Origin of the sequence: Pelomonas sp. BJYL3 (genome assembly GCF_027257975.1) — a bacterium.
GTDB classification, from domain to species: Bacteria; Pseudomonadota; Gammaproteobacteria; order Burkholderiales; family Burkholderiaceae_C; genus Roseateles_B; species Roseateles_B flavus.
The window spans coordinates 81,179-98,250 of sequence record NZ_JANZKX010000006.1 but is presented as its reverse complement, the minus strand read 5'-3'; the positions used below and the strand labels follow the sequence as shown (position 1 = coordinate 98,250).

Genomic DNA, 17,072 nt, shown 5'->3' with positions numbered 1-17,072 from the left:
CGGTCCAGGCGGCATCCGGTTCCTGCAAATGCAACGCGTCGCTGGCGCGTATCCCTCGTCGCCGGCCGCCGGGTAGGCGCCGACTTCTTCGGCTCATCGGCTCTTCTTCCACACCTGGCCCCATGGCCTCGGGTGCTTCCTCGCCGGGCCTCGTGCGATGTGCCGGGCTCGGCTCTTTTTGTCTGGCCGGACTATTTCGCCATTCGCCCGCATTCACTTGTACGAATCGCAGGGGAGGGCACCCAAATACGTACAAGAGGCGGGCAAGGCAGGGATACCACGCCCCCCCGGATTACCCGCAGCACCACGGGTTTCTCCGGGCAAAAAAAGAGCGCCGATGGGGATCGGCGCTCAAAGAGAGAGCAAGCCAGGGCATGTGCTTCAACGGACAGAGGCCCATTCAAGGCGCTGTCCCCGGCTGCACCCATATTGCACCGCCTCGGTGCGACTGGCTTGTATGCAAGTCAGGGACAAGTCTGAATGCCGCACAAATAAATGGTTAATGAATGCTTCATTGCTTGCGCCAGAATCCGTCGATCACGGATATATCGAGTACTTCAAGGTGTAGCTCCCGCTGCCCGAGTAGGACTTGAGCTGCAGGTAGTAGTAGCCGGCCTCGCCCACATAGCTGATGGCCTCCGTCGAGTTGGGCCCCTCGGACTTGGCGACCACCGTCCAGCTGCCGTTCACGTACTTGTAGAGGTAGAGGTCGAAGTCCGCGTTGCTGGGGCCGCTCAGGTTGAAGCGGAAGTTGTAGCGGGTGCTGACCTGCCACCAGCCCGGGCTGCCGCTGGGGAGGCGGGTCGAGCCTCCTGCGCTGAGCGTGCCGGTGACCGTGGTCCCGGAGTCGGTCGGGCCGTTGACGATGACCGTGGCCTGGGCGCTGCGGCTGGGGTCGGCCACGCTGGTGGCCTTGACGTGGTAGGTGCCCAACCTGGCCGGTGCCGTGTAGAGGCCGCTGCTGCTGATGCTGCCGCCGTCGGCCTCCACCACGGACCAGTTCACGGTCGTGTTGCTGCTGCCGGTGACCGTGGCCGAGAAGGCCTGGGTCGCGCCCATGTTCAGCGTGACGTTGGCCGGGCTGAGGCTGATCTGCACGGCCGCGGGATTGACCGTGAGACTGGCCGCGCTGCTGCTCACCGAGCCCAGGCTGTTGCTGACCACGACGTTGTAGCTGCCGGCGTCAGCGGCCTGCGCGCTGGCGATGCTGAAGATGGCGGCATTGCCGTTGGCGGGCACATTGCTGCCGTTCTTGCGCCACTGGTAGCTCAGACCGCCACCGCTGGCCGTCACGCCGAAGCTCGCAGCCTGACCGGCCGTCACCACCACGTTCTGCGGCTGGCTGCTGATCACGGGCGCCGTGTTGGTGCTGGAGCCCATGCAGGTGTCGCTGATGCGCGTGGGGAACTTGTAGCCGCTGAAGTCCTCCAGGATGGCCAGGTTCTCCGGCGCATAGACCCGGTTGATCAGGGCCGGCACCTTGCTGCTGCCCAGCTTGCTGGCGTAGGCATCGGACTGGTTGATGAAGTAGGCCGTGCGCAGGAACTGCACCAGCACGTACTTGCGCCAGGTGGCGTCACTCTTGAGCTTGGCGTAGTAGCCCGCGTGGCTGGACTTGGCCACGCGCAGGTAGAGCTGCAGGTAGTTCAGGTTGGTCAGCGCGATGTCGCGGGCATTGCTGGCGCCGATGCCGTCGATGAACTCGGCCACGGCCAGCGAGGCGGGCAGGCCCATCAGACCGGCATTGAGCTCGGCCGTCACGCCCTGCAGGTGGTAGTCGCCCTGGGCGCTGTCCTTCAGGTAGAGGTTGTCCATGTCGGAGGACGCGTCGTCCTTGATCAGGGCGAGGATCTCCCTGCGGGGGAAGCCGCCGTCCGCGTCATAGAGCGGGAACTTCAGGAACTGCGTCGTGTCGTCGATCCAGGAGGAGCTGTAGCTGTTCCATTGCGTGCGGCTGCCGTCGAGGTCCCACATATGGGTCTCCTCGTGGATGGCCACCATGAGGGACTCGGCCAGCTTGTTGAAGCTGCCGGTGTCCACGAAGCCCTTGAAGTACTGGTCGTTGGCCTGTGCCTGCGCCAGCGCCTTGCCACTGGGCCAGCGCCGGCCGTAGACGCCGGTGATGGTCGTGAGCCAGTTGCTGGCGGTGAACGCCGCCTTGATGTCGCTGACATCGGCACGCAGGTTGAGCGGCTCGCTGTAGCAGAAGGTGCCCTTGTCGATATCGCCGAGCGCGATGCTGGTGGGGCCGGCACGGCCGGGCTGGGGGCAAAGAAGGGCACCGGCCAGCAGGCCGGCGCCAAGGAGTCGAGCAAACATGAAAGCAGTCTCCATGGAGTTCAGAGAGGTCATCGCAGCACCGGATCGCGGCGCTGCACGGGGGATCCCCTCTCTGGCGGTTCCGTCCAAGGAGGGCCGCTTGCGTGGAGGGCCTGCGTCGGGCCCTCTTTCTGTGCCGCGGATGATGCCGCCCGGGCCCCTCGATGGCTTGTACGCATTTGGGCGCGAGGCAGGCTGTGCGCACAAGAGTGGTCCGGCACGTTTCTTGCGCCAGGCCCTGCATGGACCGTCAAGGAAATGCAGGGCAGGGTGAGGAGGCGCGCAAGCCGCCGGAGGGCATGCGCGGCATCCGCGTGCTGCTGATCGAGGATGGCGTGGCCAGCCCGCAGCTGCTGCGCCAGGAGCTGCAGCAGCTGGGCTGCGAGGTGCTGGGCACGGTGGACAACGCCGCCCTGATCCACGACTGCGTGCAGCGCCTGCAGCCCGATGTGGTGATCGTCAACGCCGAGTCGCCCACGCGGGACACGCTGGAGAACCTGGCCGCCCTCAACGACGCGCTGCCGCGCCCGGTGGTCGTCTTCGCCGAGGACCCGGCGGACGCGCCCATGCGGCGGGCCCTGCAGGCCGGTGTCAGCGCCTATGTGGTCGCGGGCCTGCAGCCGCAGCGCCTCGCGCCGGTGCTGCAGGTCGCCATCGCACGCTTCGAGCAAGACCTGGCCCTGCGCCAGGAGCTGGACCGCGCCCAGGCCCAGCTGGCCGCGCGCAAGACCATCGAGCGCGCCAAGGGCATCCTGATGCAGGAGGCCGGCCTGGACGAGGAGGCCGCCTACCAGCGCCTGCGCAAGCTGGCCATGGACCGCAAGCTGCCCATGGCGGAGCTGGCGGCGCGCATCATCGAGGCGCAGTCCCTTCTGCGCCCCACATGAGGCGCCCCACATGAGCTCCGCCCGCACCAAGGCGATGCACGAAGGGCTTGTTGCGGTGCATCAAGCCGCGCCAGAGGCGCTGAACACCGCGGAAATGCCCTGGCACGCTTCCTGCTGAATGCTTCATGAAGGCCACAAAGGCGTGGCCCTCGACGAGAAGCCGGGTCCCTCGGCCTCCCATTTCCGGACAAAGGCGTCCGACCCCTGAGCCATGCGTTCGCGCATGCCGCCAGGAGGTCGCGACGCCTTTTTTGTTTTTTGCCGTCTTCAGGAGTAACGCATGTCGAGCCGCACGTCCCGTAGTCACAAGGAGGGTTTGATGAGCCAGGAACGCCGCCAGATGCTGGGAGCCGCCGTCGGCACCGCCGCAAGCCTGAGCCTGCCGCAGGCCTGGGCCGCCGGTTCGGACAAGCCCGAGAAGGAGGAGGTCCGCATCGGCTTCATTCCGCTCACCGACTGCGCCTCCATCGTGATGGCCTCGGTGCTGGGCTTCGACCGCAAGTACGGCATCCGTATCGTGCCCAGCAAGGAGGCCTCCTGGGCCGCCGTGCGCGACAAGCTGGTCAACGGGGACCTGGACATGGCCCACGTGCTCTACGGCCTGGTCTACGGCCTGCACCTGGGCGTCTCCGGCCCGAAGAAGGACATGGCCGTGCTGATGACGCTGAACCGCAACGGCCAGGCCATCACGCTCTCGAAGAAGCTGGCCGACAAGGGCGCGGTGGACGGCGCCTCGCTGGCCAAGCTGATGGCCACGGACAAGCGCGAGTACAGCTTCGCCCACACCTTCCCCACGGGCACGCATGCCATGTGGCTCTACTACTGGCTGGCCACGCACGGCGTGCACCCCTGGGGCGGGGCCAAGGTCATCACCGTGCCGCCGCCCCAGATGGTGGCGAACATGCGCGTGGGCAATATGGACGGCTACTGCGTGGGCGAGCCCTGGAACCACCGCGCCATCATGGACGGCATCGGCATCACCGCGGCCACCAGCCAGGAGATCTGGCCGGACCACCCGGAGAAGGTGCTGGGCTGCTCCGGCGACTTCGCGAAGAAGTACCCCAACACCGCACGCGCCGTGATCATGGCCGTGCTGGAGGCCAGCCGCTGGATCGACGCCGGCCTGCAGAACAAGCTGAAGATGGCCGACACCATCGCCGACAAGAGCTACGTCAACACCAGCGTCGACGCCATCAACCAGCGCATCCTGGGCCGCTACCAGAACGGCCTGGGCAAGACCTGGGACGACCCCAGGCACATGAAGTTCTTCGACGACGGCGCGGTGAACTTCCCCTACCTCTCCGACGGCATGTGGTTCCTCACCCAGCACAAGCGCTGGGGCCTGATCAAGGAGCATCCGGACTACCTGGCCGTGGCGAAGCAGATCAACCAGGTGGACCTCTACCGCGAGGCCGCCACGCAGCTGAAGGTCAGCGTGCCCAAGGAACCGATGCGCAGCAGCAAGCTGATCGACGGCACGGTCTGGGATGGCAAGGAGCCCGCGCGCTACGCGGACGGCTTCAAGCTCAAGGCCTGAGCCACACCGCGCTCAGATTGATTTCAAGGAGTTCCCATGGTGTCTGCCGTCTTCCATTCCCCGGGCGAGGCCAAGGCGAGTGCTGCGCCGCTGCCGGTCCACAAGCCCTTGCCGGCCCGGCCCAAGGCCCCGCGCCAGCCGCTGGACGTCTCGGCCCTGCTCGCCCGGGTGCTGCCACCGGTGCTGGGCCTGGCGCTGCTCATCGGCCTGTGGGCCCTGCTGACCTTCAAGGGCGGTCCCATCCCCACGCCGGCCGCGACCTGGGACTCGGCCGTGCAGCTCTTCAGCGACCCCTTCTACCGCAAGGGCCCCAATGACGTGGGCATCGGCTGGAACGTGCTGAACTCCCTGCAGCGCGTGGCCCTGGGCTTCGGGCTGGCGGCCGCGGTGGGCATCCCGCTGGGCTTCGTGATCGGGCGCTTCGAGTTCGCGAGCCGCATGGTCTCGCCGCTCATCAGCCTGCTCAAGCCCGTGTCGCCGCTGGCATGGCTGCCCATCGGCCTGCTGGTCTTCAAGAGTGCGGACCCAGCCGCCATCTGGACCATCTTCATCTGCTCGATCTGGCCCATGGTGGTCAACACGGCGGTGGGCGTGCAGCGCGTGCCGCAGGACTACCTCAACGTGGCCCGCGTGCTGAACCTGTCCGAGTGGAAGCTGCTGACGCGCATCCTCCTCCCATCGGTCCTGCCTTACATGCTGACCGGCGTGCGACTGTCCGTGGGCACGGCTTGGCTGGTGATCGTGGCGGCCGAGATGCTGACCGGCGGCGTGGGCATCGGCTTCTGGGTCTGGGACGAGTGGAACAACCTGAACGTGCAGCACATCATCGTCGCCATCTTCGTGATCGGCATCGTGGGGCTGCTGCTGGAAACCGCCTTGGTCACCCTGGCCAAGCGCTTCACTTTCGAGGAATGAGGAGCCTGTCATGACCGGCAACAACCCCTTCATCCAGATCCAGAGCGTGGACATGGTCTACAAGACCCGCAAGGGCTCGTTCAAGGCCCTGGAAGGCATCAACCTGGACATCCGCCGTGGCGAGTTCATCAGCCTGATCGGCCATTCGGGCTGCGGCAAGAGCACGCTGCTGAACCTCGTCGCCGGCCTGCTGCAGCCCAGCCAGGGCGCGCTGCTGTGCGACCAGCGCGAGATCGCCGGCCCGGGCCCGGAGCGCGCCGTGGTCTTCCAGAACCATTCCCTGCTGCCCTGGCTCAGCTGCCTGGACAACGTGCTGCTGGCCGTGGAGACCGTCTTCGCCGCCAAGGAGGCCCGGCCCCGCCTCGTGGCCCGTGCCCAGGCCGCGCTGGAGCTGGTGGGCATGGCCCATGCGGCCTACAAGCGCCCGCATGAGATCTCCGGTGGCATGAAGCAGCGCGTGGGCATTGCCCGTGCCCTGGCCATGGAGCCCAAGGTGCTGCTGATGGACGAGCCCTTCGGTGCGCTCGACGCGCTGACCCGTGCCCATCTGCAGGACGAGCTGCTGAAGATCGTGGCCACCACGCGCAGCACCGTGCTGATGGTGACGCATGACGTGGACGAGGCCGTGCTGCTCTCGGACCGCATCGTGATGATGAGCCCGCCCACGCCGGACGGCCGTGCGGCGACCCTGGCCCAGGTCCAGCCGGTGCCGCTGCCCCGGCCCCGCAGCCGGGTGCAGCTGGCCGAGGACCCGGTCTACCTGCAATGCCGCAAGGCGGTGATCGACTTCCTCTACGCCGGGCATGCCCAGGCCGAAGCGGCACTGGAAGCCTGACCCCCGATTCACGACCTGCATGCCCGCATCCGCCGCGGGCAGGGTCAGGTCTTGCCTGGAGCACGCATGAACAAGATGAAGCTGGTGATGGTGGGCAACGGCATGGCCGGTGTCCGCACCCTGGAAGAGCTGCTGAAGATCGCACCGGATCTGTACGAGATCACCGTCTTTGGCGCCGAGCCGCACCCCAACTACAACCGCATCCTGCTGTCGCCCGTGCTGGCCGGCGAGCAGACGCTGGACGAGATCGTCCTGAATCCGCTCAGCTGGTACGAGGAGCAGGGCATCACCCTGCACCTGGGCAAGGCGGTCACCGAGATCGACCGCCGCCGCCGCGTGGTGCGCGCCGCCGACGGCACCGAGGCCGCCTACGACCGCCTGCTCATCGCCACCGGCTCCACGCCCTTCATCCTGCCGGTGCCGGGCAAGGAACTCGACGGCGTGATCGCCTACCGCGACATCGCGGACACCCAGGCCATGATCGAGGCTGCCACCCGCTACCGCCACGCCGTGGTCATCGGCGGCGGCCTGCTGGGGCTGGAGGCGGCCAACGGCCTGATGCTGCGCGGCATGGACGTCACCGTCGTGCACCTGGGCGACTGGCTGCTGGAACGCCAGCTGGACGAGCAGGCCGGCAGCCTGCTGCGCGAATCGCTGATCCAGCGAGGCCTCAAGTTCCGCCTGGGCACCCAGACCGAGGCTCTGATCGGCGACGAGACCGGGCGCGTCAGCCAGGTGCGATTCAAGGACGGCACGGTGATCCCCGCCCAGCTGGTGGTGATGGCCGCCGGCATTCGCCCCAACACGGCGCTGGCCGAGTCCGCCGGCCTGCTGTGCCAGCGCGGCGTGGTGGTCAGCGACACCCTGCAGACCGTCACCGACCCGCGCATCTACGCCGTGGGTGAGTGCGCGGCGCACCGGGGCATCGCCTACGGCCTCGTCGCGCCGCTGTTCGAGCAGGGCAAGGTCTGCGCCACGCACCTGGCGCAGTTCGGCATCGGCCGCTATCAGGGCAGCCAGACCAGCACCAAGCTCAAGGTCACGGGCATCGACCTCTTCTCGGCCGGCGACTTCATGGGCGGGGAGGGCAGCGAGGAGATCCTGATGAGCGACCCGCACGCCGGGGTCTACAAGAAGCTGGTGATCAAGGACGACAAGCTGGTCGGCGCCTGCCTCTACGGCGACACGGTCGACGGCAGCTGGTACTTCAAGCTCCTGCGCGAGGGCCGCAGCATCGCCGACATCCGCGAGCGCCTGATGTTCGGCGAGTCCAATATCGGGGACGTCGGCCACGAGGGCCACAGCAAGGCCGCCGCCATGGCCGATGGGGACGAGGTCTGCGGCTGCAACGGCGTCAGCAAGGGCGCCATCTGCAAGGCCATCAAGGACAAGGGCCTCTTCACACTGGAGGAGGTGCGCAAGCACACCAAGGCCAGCGCCTCCTGCGGCTCCTGCACGGGGCTGGTCGAGCAGCTGATCATGTTCACCGCCGGCGGCGACTACTCGGCCACGCCGCGCAAGAAGGCGATGTGCGGCTGCACGAGCTTCAGCCACCAGGAGGTGCGCGACGCCATCCGCGACCGCCACCTCATCCGCCGCGAGGCCGTCATGAAGGCGCTGGAATGGACCAGCCCCGACGGCTGCCCGACGTGTCGCCCGGCCCTCAACTACTACCTGATCAGCACCTGGCCGCAGGAAGCGGCGGACGATCCGCAGTCCCGCCTGATCAACGAGCGCAGCCACGCCAACATCCAGAAGGACGGCAGCTACAGCGTGATCCCGCGCATGTGGGGCGGCGAGACCACGGCCGCGGACCTGCGCCGCATCGCCGATGTGGTGGACAAGTACGCCATCCCCACGGTCAAGGTCACCGGCGGCCAGCGCATCGACCTGCTGGGCGTGAAGAAGCAGGACCTGCCGGCCGTCTGGCAGGACCTCGGCATGCCCTGCGGCCACGCCTATGCCAAGGCCCTGCGCACGGTGAAGACCTGCGTGGGCAGCGAGTGGTGCCGCTTCGGCACCCAGGACTCCACGCAGATGGGCAAGGACCTGGAGCGCGCGCTGTGGCGCATGTACGCGCCGCACAAGGTCAAGATCGCCGTCAGCGGCTGCCCGCGCAACTGCGCCGAGGCCGGCATCAAGGATGTGGGCGTGATCGGCGTGGACTCCGGCTGGGAGATCTACATCGCCGGCAACGGCGGCATCAAGACCGAGGTGGCCGAGTTCCTGTGCAAGCTGCGCACGGCCGAGGAGGTGCTGGAGTACAGCGGCGCCTTCCTGCAGCTCTACCGCCTGGAGGGCTGGTACCTGGAGCGCACCGTGCACTACGTTGCCCGCGTCGGCATGGACCACGTCCGCCGCCGCATTCTGGAGGACGCCCCCGGACGCCAGGCCCTGTGGGCCGAGCTTCAGGCCGCGCTGGCGAATGAACCCGACCCCTGGTTCGAGCACGACAAGGCGCGCGTGGACCTGCGCCAGTTCGAAACCCTCTGAGGAGCCGCCATGCACACGATACCCAACGACGGCTGGATCCCGGTCTGCCGCCTCGACGACATCCCGCCCCTGGGCTCGCGCCGCATCCAGCGCCCCGAGCTTCCCGAGGCGGCCCCCGTGGCCCTGTTCCGCACCTCGGATGACGAGGTCCATGCCCTGCTGGACCGCTGCCCGCACCAGGGAGGACCGTTGAGCCAGGGCCTGGTCTTCGGCAAGGCCGTGGCCTGCCCTCTGCACAACTGGACCATCGAGCTGCGCACCGGCTGCGCCCGGGAGCCGGATGAAGGCCGCACGCCGCGCTTCGAGGTGAGGCTGGTCGAGGGTCAGGTCTTGCTGCTGGCCAGCGAACTGGCCAGCCTGGGCACCGAAGCGCTCGCCCCAAGCACCTGCGGCCGCCGCTGCTGACACCATGATGGAGACGCGAAGCACCTGTGCCTACTGCGGCGTGGGCTGTGGCGTGCTCATCCAGAGCGATGGCCGCCACATCACCGGCGTGCGGGGCGACCCCGAACATCCGGCCAACTACGGCCGGCTCTGCAGCAAGGGCGCCAGCCTGCACCTGACGGCGCGTCCCGAGGTGCTGGCCAGCCGCCGCCTGCTGACGCCGCGCTGGCGTGAGGACCGCTCGCTGCCCTGGCAGGCGTCGAGCTGGGACGGCATCCAGCAGCGCCTGGCCGAGCGCCTGCTGGCCCTGCGCGCGGCCCATGGCCCGGAGTCTCTGGGCTTCTACATCTCCGGCCAGCTGCTCACCGAGGACTACCACGCCTTCAACAAGCTGGCCCGCGGCCTCTGGGGCACGCCCCACATCGACAGCAACTCGCGCCTGTGCATGAGCTCGGCCGTGGTGGGCTACAAGAAGGCCCTGGGCGCCGACGCGCCGCCCTGCAGCTACGAGGACATCGAGCAGGCGGCCTGCCTCTTCATCGCTGGCTCCAACGCCGCCTGGGCGCATCCCATCCTGTTCCGCCGCATCGAAGCGGCCAAGGCCGCGAACCCGGCGCTGCGCATCATCGTGGTGGACCCGCGCCGCACCGAGACCGCCGAATTCGCCGACCTGCACCTGGCCCTGCGCCCCGGCAGCGACGTCGCGCTGTTCCAGGCCATGCTGCACCAGATGATCTGGCAGGGCTGGATCCGCCCGGACTTCATCGCGGCCCACACCGAGGGCTTCGAGGCCGTGCGAGAGCAGGTGCAGGCCATGAGCCCGGCCCGCGCGGCTCAGCTCTGCGACCTGCCCGAGGCGCAGATCATCGAGGCCGCGCGGCTGTTTTCGCAGAGCCCGGCCACGCTGTCGCTGTACTGCATGGGTTTGAATCAGAGCAGCGCCGGGACCGACAAGAACCAGTCCCTGATCCAGCTGCACCTGGCCAGCGGCCAGATCGGGCGGCCGGGCTGCGGTCCCTTTTCGCTGACCGGCCAGCCCAATGCCATGGGCGGGCGCGAGGCGGGCGGCATGGCCACCTTGCTGCCGGGGCATCGCGATCCGGCCTCCGTGATCGACCGGGCCGAGGTGGCAGCGCTGTGGGGCGTCGAACAGATTCCTGCGGGCCCGGGCAAGACCGCCGTCGAGATGTTCGAGGCGGCCGAGGCCGGGGAGATCAAGGCCCTGTGGATCGCCTGCACGGACCCGGCCCAGTCCCTGCCGCATCAGTCCCTGGTGCGGGCTGCGCTGAAACGCTGCGAGCTGGTCGTGCTGCAGGACGCCTTCAGCGGCAGCGCCACCGCCGAGTTCGCCCATATGCTGCTGCCGGCGGCGACCTGGGGCGAGAAGGAGGGCACGGTCACCAACAGCGAGCGCCGCATCAGCCGCGTGCGTGCAGCCGTGCCGCCGCCGGGCGAGGCTCGCAGCGACTGGCAGATCGTTCGAGACATCGCCCGCCGTCTGGAACCCGTGCTGCGCCCCGGCCAGCCCAGCCTCTTCGCCTGGGACGGTCCCGAGCAAGCCTGGATCGAGCACCGCGAGGCCACGCGAGGCCGGGACCTGGACATCGGCGGCCTCAGCTACGCCCGCCTGGAGCAGGCGCCGCAGCAGTGGCCTTGCCCGGAAGGCGCCGAGACCGGCCGGCCACGACTCTACCTGGACCATCGCTTCGCCACCCCCTCGGGCCGTGCGCGCTTCCAGCCCATCAGCTGGCGGCCGCCTGTGGAATGGCCCAGCGTCGAGCGGCCGCTGCAGCTCTCCAGCGGCCGCCTGCGCGACCAGTGGCACGGCCTGAGCCGCAGTGGCACGGTGCCTGCCCTGTTCGGCGGTGCGCCCGAGCCGCGCCTGGCCCTGCATCCGGATGAGCTGGTCCGCCAGGGCCTGGCCGAGGGCGAGCTGGCCACGGTGAGCTCGGCCCGGGGCCGCCTGCACGTCAGGGTGACGGCTGACGCGCAGCTGGGCCCCCGTCAGGCCTGGCTGCCCATGCACTGGGGCAGCGAGTACCTGCTGGGCCGCGACGATACGGGCGCGGCGCTGCAGGGCGTCAACGCCTTGAGCCAGGACCGCTGCTGCCCGGACTCGGGCCAGCCCGAGCTGAAGTACGCGACCGTGGGCCTGCAACGCCTGGCCTTGCCCTGGCAGGTTCTGGGCGCTGCCCATGTGCCGGACGCACAGGCCGAGCGCCTGCACCAGGCCTTGCTGGCGCTGGGACGCGAGGCGGGCTATGCCTGCTGCGTGCCGGTGGCCAGCCCGGCGCCGGGCGAGACCGGCTGGCTGCTGGAGGCCGCCTTCGCGCAGGTGCCTGGTGCCGACTGGCTGCAGTCGCTCACCCAGGCCCTGGCGCTGCATGCGCCCGGCGCGCTGCGCTATGCCGACGGCCGCCGGGGCCATCTGCGCCTGCTGCGACTGCAAGGGGAGGGCGAGGCGGCCCGTCTGCAGGCCTGGCTGCGCCTGGGCGAGGCCCGTGCAGGGCAGGGCGATGGTGCCTGGCTGGACGCCTGGTGGCGCGAGGGCCGCCCGGTCGCCGGCCTGGGCCGCCAGCTGCTGGCGCCCCAGGCGGCCGGACCGAGCGCCCCGGGCAGCCCGGTTATCTGCCAATGCCTGGGGGTGCGCGAATCGCAGATCCAGGGCCGGCTGCAGCAGTGTCAAGACCTGACCCCGGCCGACCGCCTGCAGGCCCTGCAGTCGGCCTTGCGTTGCGGCACCCAGTGCGGCTCCTGCCTGCCGCAGCTGCGGCGCCTGGCCCAGTCCACCCCAACTTCCCTGGAGACCTCGTCATGAATGCACCCGCTTCCCCGCGCGGCCGCGTCAGCCTCGTTGGCGCCGGCCCGGGCGATCCCGAGCTGATGACTCGCAAGGCCTGGACCCGCCTGATGCAGGCCGATCTGGTCCTGGTGGACGAGCTGGTGGACCGCCGCATCCTGGCCGAGCTGCCGACCCACACGCGGGTGTTGCAGGTGGGCAAGCGCGGTGGCTGCGCGTCCACCGAGCAGGGCTTCATCCACGGGCTGATGATCCGCTCGGCACGCCAGGGCCTGCACGTGGTGCGCCTCAAGGGGGGCGATCCCTTCATCTTCGGGCGCGGCGGCGAGGAGATGGACGCGCTGCAGGCCGCGGGCATCGAGGTCGAGGTGGTGAACGGCCTCAGCGCGGGCCTGGCCGGGCCCAGCAGCGCGGGCATCTCGGTGACGGATCGCCGCTGCGCGCCCGGCGTGGCCCTGGTGACCGGCCACAACGGCGAGGGGGGCCGCGCGCCGGACTGGGCGGCCCTGGCGCGCTCGGGCCTGACGCTGGTCGTCTACATGGGCGTGAGCCGGTGCGCCGAGATCGTGGCAGCGCTGATGGAAGGCGGGCTGGCCGCCAGCACGCCGGTGGCGGTGATCAGCGCCGCCCACACCGAGCGTCAGCGCGAGGCCTTCGGCGTGCTGGCCCTGCTGCCGGCCCTGGTGGCCCGCGAAGGCCTCGGCTCGCCGGCGGTGCTGGTCATCGGCGAGGTCACCGCGATGGCGCAAGCGCGCCAGTTCCTGAATGCCCATGCGCAGGCGGACAGCCGCGCTCAGGCCTCTGGCGGCCGGTAGTCCTTCAGCCAGGCCGGGAACTGCTCCGCCGGCATCGGCCGGGCGATGAAGTAGCCCTGGCCGACATCGCAGCCCATGCCCAGCAGGCGCCGCCAGTGCTCATGGGACTCGATGCCCTCGGCCACGGCCCGGCGTCCGAGGTCGTGCACCAGGTCGATGGTGGAACGCACGATGGTGGCCGAGTGCTGGCTCACGGTCATGTCGAAGACGAAGGACTGGTCGATCTTGATGTAGTCCACCGGCAGGCGCTGCAGATAGGCCAGTGACGAATAGCCGGTGCCGAAGTCGTCCACATACAGCGGAATGCCCGCTTCGCGCAGGCCGTGCAGAATGCCCAGCGCGAAGCTGGCGTCGTCCATGACGGTACTCTCGGTGATCTCCAGCTCCAGCGCACCGGGTGCGATGCCCCACTGCTGGTGCAGGCGCAGCACGGTGGGCAGCAGGTCCTCGTCCCGCAGATTGCGCGCCGAGATGTTGACGGCCAGCGGCAGCCGGGGCCCCTCGGGCTGCCAGGCCTTGAGCTGCGCCAGCGTGCGGCCCAGCACCCATTCGGTGAGCGGCTTGATGAGGCCCGTCTGCTCGGCCAGGTCGATGAACTCTCCGGGCCCCAGCAGGCCATGCTCCGGGTGCTGCCAGCGCACCAGCACCTCGGCGCCGGACACCCGCCCCTCACGCATGTCCACCTTGGGCTGCACGAAGAGCCGCAGCTCCTCGCGCTCGATCGCCCACTTCAGCTCGCCGGCCCGCTTGAGCTTGCCGGGGTTGACGCGATCCATGCTCAGCTCGAAGGGCGCGCAGGGCAGCCCTTTGCGACGCGCATGCTGCATGGCGATGTCGACACGGCGGAAGAGGTCATGCAGGTTCGTGCCGTCCTGCGGGCACAGCACCAGGCCCATGGTGACGTTGATGTGCAAAGGGATGTCCGCCACCACCACGGGCCGGGCCAGGGCCGGCTGCAGGGCGTCGATCACCCCTTGGGCCTGGGCCCGGTCACAGTCATCCAGCAGCAGGGCGAACTCGTCGCCGCGCAGTCGCGCCACCAGGGCAGAGGCGGGCGCCACGGCGCGCAGGCGGGCGCCGATCTCGCGCAGCAGCTCGTCACCCTGCTTGAAACCCAGGGTGTCGTTGATGTCCTTGAGCCGCTCGACATTGCATTGCAGCAGGGCGAAGCCGGGCCGTGCAGCATCCGCGTGCCGCCGTTCCAGCGCCGCGGCCAGTGCCTCGTCGAGCGAGGTGCCATTGGGCAGGCCGGTCAGTGCGTCGGTACGCTCCAGCCGGTGCATGGCCGCGAGCGCCTGCTGACGTTCGGCGCGGGCGCGAAGGGTGTCCAGGCCGAAGGCCAGATCCTCGGCAGCTTCGGCCAGCAGGCGGCCCTCTTCCTGGTCAAAGGTCGAAGGCCGGCGGTCGTAGATGGCCAGCACGCCGAAGCAGCGCCCGGCGGTGATCAGCGGGCAGGCCATCGCACAGGCCACGCCGCCCAGGCTGCGGTGCCACAGCGCCTCGGCCGGATCCTCGGCGATATTGCCCACGAAGGTGGCCAGACCCAGGCGCATGGCGCGTGCCGGGGCGCCCTGGCCCTCGGGCATGTCGGCCAGGATCCAGTCCTGGTGGCGCAGGAAGTCGAGGCCGGCAGCCAGGCCGCTCTGCGCCACGGCCTGCAGCCGTGCCGGGTTGTCGGGATGCGGCTGCCACACGATGGCGAGCTGGTAGCCACCGGCACTGACCACGGCGTCGCACATGCCGTCCAGCAGGGTCTGCTCGTCCTGGGCGCGCAGCAGGATCTTGTTGCCCGCGCTGAGGGTGCGCAGGGCCCGGCTGACGCGCTGCAGCTCGTCGACATGGTCCGCCAGGTGCTGATTCAGGACCTGGATGCGATGCTCGGCCTCCTTGCGCGGGGTGATGTCGGTACCCAGCACGTAGTAGCCTTCCACCGTCCCGTCGGCCAGCCGGCGCGGCGCGTAGCTGATGGCCTGCCAGACGCCGGGGAAGGGCTCCCAGTCATAGTCCTGGGGCTCGCCGGCCAGCACCCTGGCAATCATGGGGGCGGCAACCCGGTAGCGGTCCTCGCCCAGCACCTCCTGCACGGTCAGGCCGGTGAGGTCGGCCAGGGCCGGCGCAAAGCAGTCCAGGTACTGGCGGTTGACGTAGACATAGCGCAGGGTCTTGTCCACGTAGGCAATCATGGCCGGCACATTGCTGAGGACGTTGCGCAGGTGGTCCTTGCTCTCCAGGAGCTGGTCGCTGCGCTCCTGGGCCGCGCGGTCGGACTGCGCCTTCTGCTCGCGCAGCAGGGCCTGCAGGGCCAGTTCGTCGGTGGTGTCACGGACCACGTACACCAGGCCCAGGAACTGCCTCTTGCGGCTCCAGAGCGGCGCCGCCATCACATTGACCGCGCACAGGCTGCCGTCGGGCCGCTGCAGCCGGGCCTGCAGGCCGCTGGCACGGACGGCCTCCGCCAGGCGCGTCAGAGGCATGGGCGATGGGGGCTCGGAGTCGGCATCCACGAGGCTCAGCAGCTCGCCGACGTCGCGGCCCTGCGACTGGTCCAGCGGGCTGTCCAGCAGGTGCTCGGCCGCGGGGTTCATGCGCCGGACGCGACCTTCGGTGTCGGTGACCAGCACGGCGTCGCCGATGGAGCGCAGGGTGACATCCAGGTGCTCCTCGCGCTCTGCAAGGTCCTGCTGGTGCTCGTTGGCCGCTGCCAGCTGCCGGCGGATCAGCCCGTGGCTCGCGGCCAGCAGGGCCAGCATCGCGGCGGAGACCACCGCACCCGCCCAGCTCAGCTGCTCGCGGGTGCGGGTCTGGCGCTGGCTGTACAACTGCTGCTGGCGCACAGCCTCGCCCTCCATGGCGTCCAGCAGCACGTGCATGCGGGCCCGGGTGGCCTGCAGCGGCGCCGACGCGGCAAAGGCCGATGCCGCGGACTGCCCTTGTTCCTCGCGGAGCCTGACGATCTCGTTGGCGATGGCCATGCGCTCGTCGACGACCTGGCGCAGCTGCTGCCAACGGCCCAGCTGCGCGGCATCGTTCTGGAGCAGGCGCTGGATGCCGGCCAGGGCGGCCTCGCGGCGCACCATCTGGAGGTCCCGGGAACGGCGGTAGGCCGGCTGGCCGGTGAGGCGAAAGTTCTGGGTGTCCAGCTCGGACTGCAGGGTGCTGTTGCGCACCAGTGAGACCTTGGCGAGCAGCTGATGGGTCTGCGTCACCAGCCCCACCGCTTCATCGGCGTCGAGGTTGAGCTTGTAGAGGGCGGCGCACAGGATCAGGGTCGTTGCCAGCGCGGCTGCGAACACCCGGCGCACCGTCCGATCGAATCTGGTTGGCAATATCGGCCGCTCCATGGAATCAAGCGCGGAGTATGCGCTGTCCCGCACACCGATCCGGGAATTCGTCGGCAGCTGTGGGGTTATGCGCGCGGGCGATCAGCGCACCGCGTGCACATGCCGAGGGCCCAGCGCGCGCAGCGAAGGCGGCCATTGCGCAGGGGGCAGGGCCTGCAGGCGCTGCCAGGGCCACAGCTCGCCGCCATGGGCGGCCTGCACGCGGCGGGCCTGGGCCGCATCCGGGAAGGCAGGCAGGGCGCCCCGCCGCATGGGCGTGCTGGCAGCGGGGGGCCAGGCGCTGTCCAGGATCAGCGTGCTGCTGTCCGCAGGGAGCCAGGCGACGCCGGGGGCCGAGGCGTCGGCCAGATAGAGGCGGGCGATGTCCGGCCGGCCGTAGCCCGGCGCATGGCGGCCGGGGTCCTGCAGATAGAGCAGCAGGTCCAGGGCGGCGTCGAAGAAGTGCGCGGCGCCGTCCCGGTAGATCAGCTGGCAGGCCCAGCGGGGCTGGCGGGCGGGGTACATGCCGCAGACCGGGCAGCGGGCCTCAGGCGGCGGCAGGCGGGCGGCCAGCGGGTCGCGGCCCAGGGCCGGCGTCCAGGCCTGCAGGGGGGCGACGCGGCAGATGTCCTGCGCCTCGTCGGGCGCCTCGGCCCGGTCCTGGCGCCAGGCCGCGAAGGCGCCGTAGCTGCCGGCCAGGGCGGGCAGGCCCAGGCCCAGCAGCAGCCAGCGGCGGCTGAGGGGCAGGGGGCGCTGCGTAGCCATGG

The 17,072-nt window shown here is 69.7% G+C and carries 11 protein-coding genes; 8 read left to right on the top strand and 3 right to left on the bottom strand.

Features of this window, described 5'->3' with window-relative positions; genetic code table 11:
- Positions 1 to 537: 537 nt before the first annotated feature.
- Positions 538 to 2,319: an immunoglobulin domain-containing protein gene (locus O9Y01_RS17905; protein ID WP_269632975.1), complete on the bottom strand. Its 1,782-nt coding sequence runs from the start codon at positions 2,317 to 2,319 to the stop codon at positions 538 to 540.
- 242 nt (positions 2,320 to 2,561) lie between these two features.
- On the opposite strand from O9Y01_RS17905, the gene O9Y01_RS17900 reads away from it, so the two are divergent.
- From O9Y01_RS17900 to cobA, 8 genes are all read left to right on the top strand, one after another.
- Positions 2,562 to 3,206, top strand: coding sequence for an ANTAR domain-containing response regulator (locus O9Y01_RS17900; RefSeq protein WP_269632974.1), 645 nt, complete (start codon positions 2,562 to 2,564; stop codon positions 3,204 to 3,206).
- Between the two features lie 340 nt (positions 3,207 to 3,546).
- The gene (locus tag O9Y01_RS17895) at positions 3,547 to 4,743 is read left to right on the top strand and encodes a CmpA/NrtA family ABC transporter substrate-binding protein (RefSeq protein ID WP_269633232.1); all 1,197 of its coding nucleotides are present in this window, start codon (positions 3,547 to 3,549) and stop codon (positions 4,741 to 4,743) included.
- A gap of 36 nt (positions 4,744 to 4,779) precedes the next feature.
- Entirely contained in the window at positions 4,780 to 5,658 is an 879-nt protein-coding gene (ntrB, locus tag O9Y01_RS17890; protein WP_269632973.1) for a nitrate ABC transporter permease, read from the top strand.
- 10 nt (positions 5,659 to 5,668) lie between these two features.
- On the top strand, positions 5,669 to 6,493 hold the full coding sequence (locus O9Y01_RS17885) for an ABC transporter ATP-binding protein (protein WP_269632972.1): 825 nt from the start codon (positions 5,669 to 5,671) through the stop codon (positions 6,491 to 6,493).
- Between the two features lie 66 nt (positions 6,494 to 6,559).
- Positions 6,560 to 8,986: a nitrite reductase large subunit NirB gene (nirB, locus tag O9Y01_RS17880; RefSeq protein ID WP_269632971.1), complete on the top strand. Its 2,427-nt coding sequence runs from the start codon at positions 6,560 to 6,562 to the stop codon at positions 8,984 to 8,986.
- Positions 8,987 to 8,995: 9 nt separating this feature from the next.
- A complete protein-coding gene (gene nirD, locus O9Y01_RS17875; protein WP_269632970.1) occupies positions 8,996 to 9,391 on the top strand; it encodes a nitrite reductase small subunit NirD in 396 nt (131 codons plus the stop codon).
- Positions 9,392 to 9,395: 4 nt separating this feature from the next.
- Positions 9,396 to 12,188: a nitrate reductase gene (locus tag O9Y01_RS17870; protein ID WP_269632969.1), complete on the top strand. Its 2,793-nt coding sequence runs from the start codon at positions 9,396 to 9,398 to the stop codon at positions 12,186 to 12,188.
- Positions 12,185 to 12,985: a uroporphyrinogen-III C-methyltransferase gene (gene cobA / locus O9Y01_RS17865; RefSeq protein WP_269632968.1), complete on the top strand. Its 801-nt coding sequence runs from the start codon at positions 12,185 to 12,187 to the stop codon at positions 12,983 to 12,985. Before O9Y01_RS17870 ends, cobA begins: the two co-directional genes overlap by 4 nt.
- On the opposite strand, the gene O9Y01_RS17860 is transcribed toward cobA, so the two are convergent.
- Positions 12,964 to 16,287 carry an EAL domain-containing protein gene (locus O9Y01_RS17860; RefSeq protein ID WP_269632967.1) on the bottom strand — a complete coding sequence of 1,108 codons (3,324 nt, stop codon included), beginning with the start codon at positions 16,285 to 16,287 and terminating at the stop codon, positions 12,964 to 12,966. The two genes, cobA and O9Y01_RS17860, sit on opposite strands and share 22 nt — an antisense overlap.
- Positions 16,288 to 16,407: 120 nt before the next feature.
- Positions 16,408 to 17,070 (bottom strand): nitrous oxide reductase accessory protein NosL, encoded by a 663-nt coding sequence (locus tag O9Y01_RS17855; protein ID WP_269632966.1) that lies wholly within the window; start codon positions 17,068 to 17,070, stop codon positions 16,408 to 16,410.
- Positions 17,071 to 17,072 lie beyond the last annotated feature (2 nt).

Coding starts and splice junctions, on each gene's coding strand:
- O9Y01_RS17905 (WP_269632975.1), bottom strand. CDS start 2,319: ATGTTTGCTCGACTCCTTGGCGCCGGCCTGCTGGCCGGTGCCCTTCTT.
- O9Y01_RS17900 (WP_269632974.1), top strand. CDS start 2,562: ATGGACCGTCAAGGAAATGCAGGGCAGGGTGAGGAGGCGCGCAAGCCG.
- O9Y01_RS17895 (WP_269633232.1), top strand. CDS start 3,547: ATGCTGGGAGCCGCCGTCGGCACCGCCGCAAGCCTGAGCCTGCCGCAG.
- ntrB (WP_269632973.1), top strand. CDS start 4,780: ATGGTGTCTGCCGTCTTCCATTCCCCGGGCGAGGCCAAGGCGAGTGCT.
- O9Y01_RS17885 (WP_269632972.1), top strand. CDS start 5,669: ATGACCGGCAACAACCCCTTCATCCAGATCCAGAGCGTGGACATGGTC.
- nirB (WP_269632971.1), top strand. CDS start 6,560: ATGAACAAGATGAAGCTGGTGATGGTGGGCAACGGCATGGCCGGTGTC.
- nirD (WP_269632970.1), top strand. CDS start 8,996: ATGCACACGATACCCAACGACGGCTGGATCCCGGTCTGCCGCCTCGAC.
- O9Y01_RS17870 (WP_269632969.1), top strand. CDS start 9,396: ATGATGGAGACGCGAAGCACCTGTGCCTACTGCGGCGTGGGCTGTGGC.
- cobA (WP_269632968.1), top strand. CDS start 12,185: ATGAATGCACCCGCTTCCCCGCGCGGCCGCGTCAGCCTCGTTGGCGCC.
- O9Y01_RS17855 (WP_269632966.1), bottom strand. CDS start 17,070: ATGGCTACGCAGCGCCCCCTGCCCCTCAGCCGCCGCTGGCTGCTGCTG.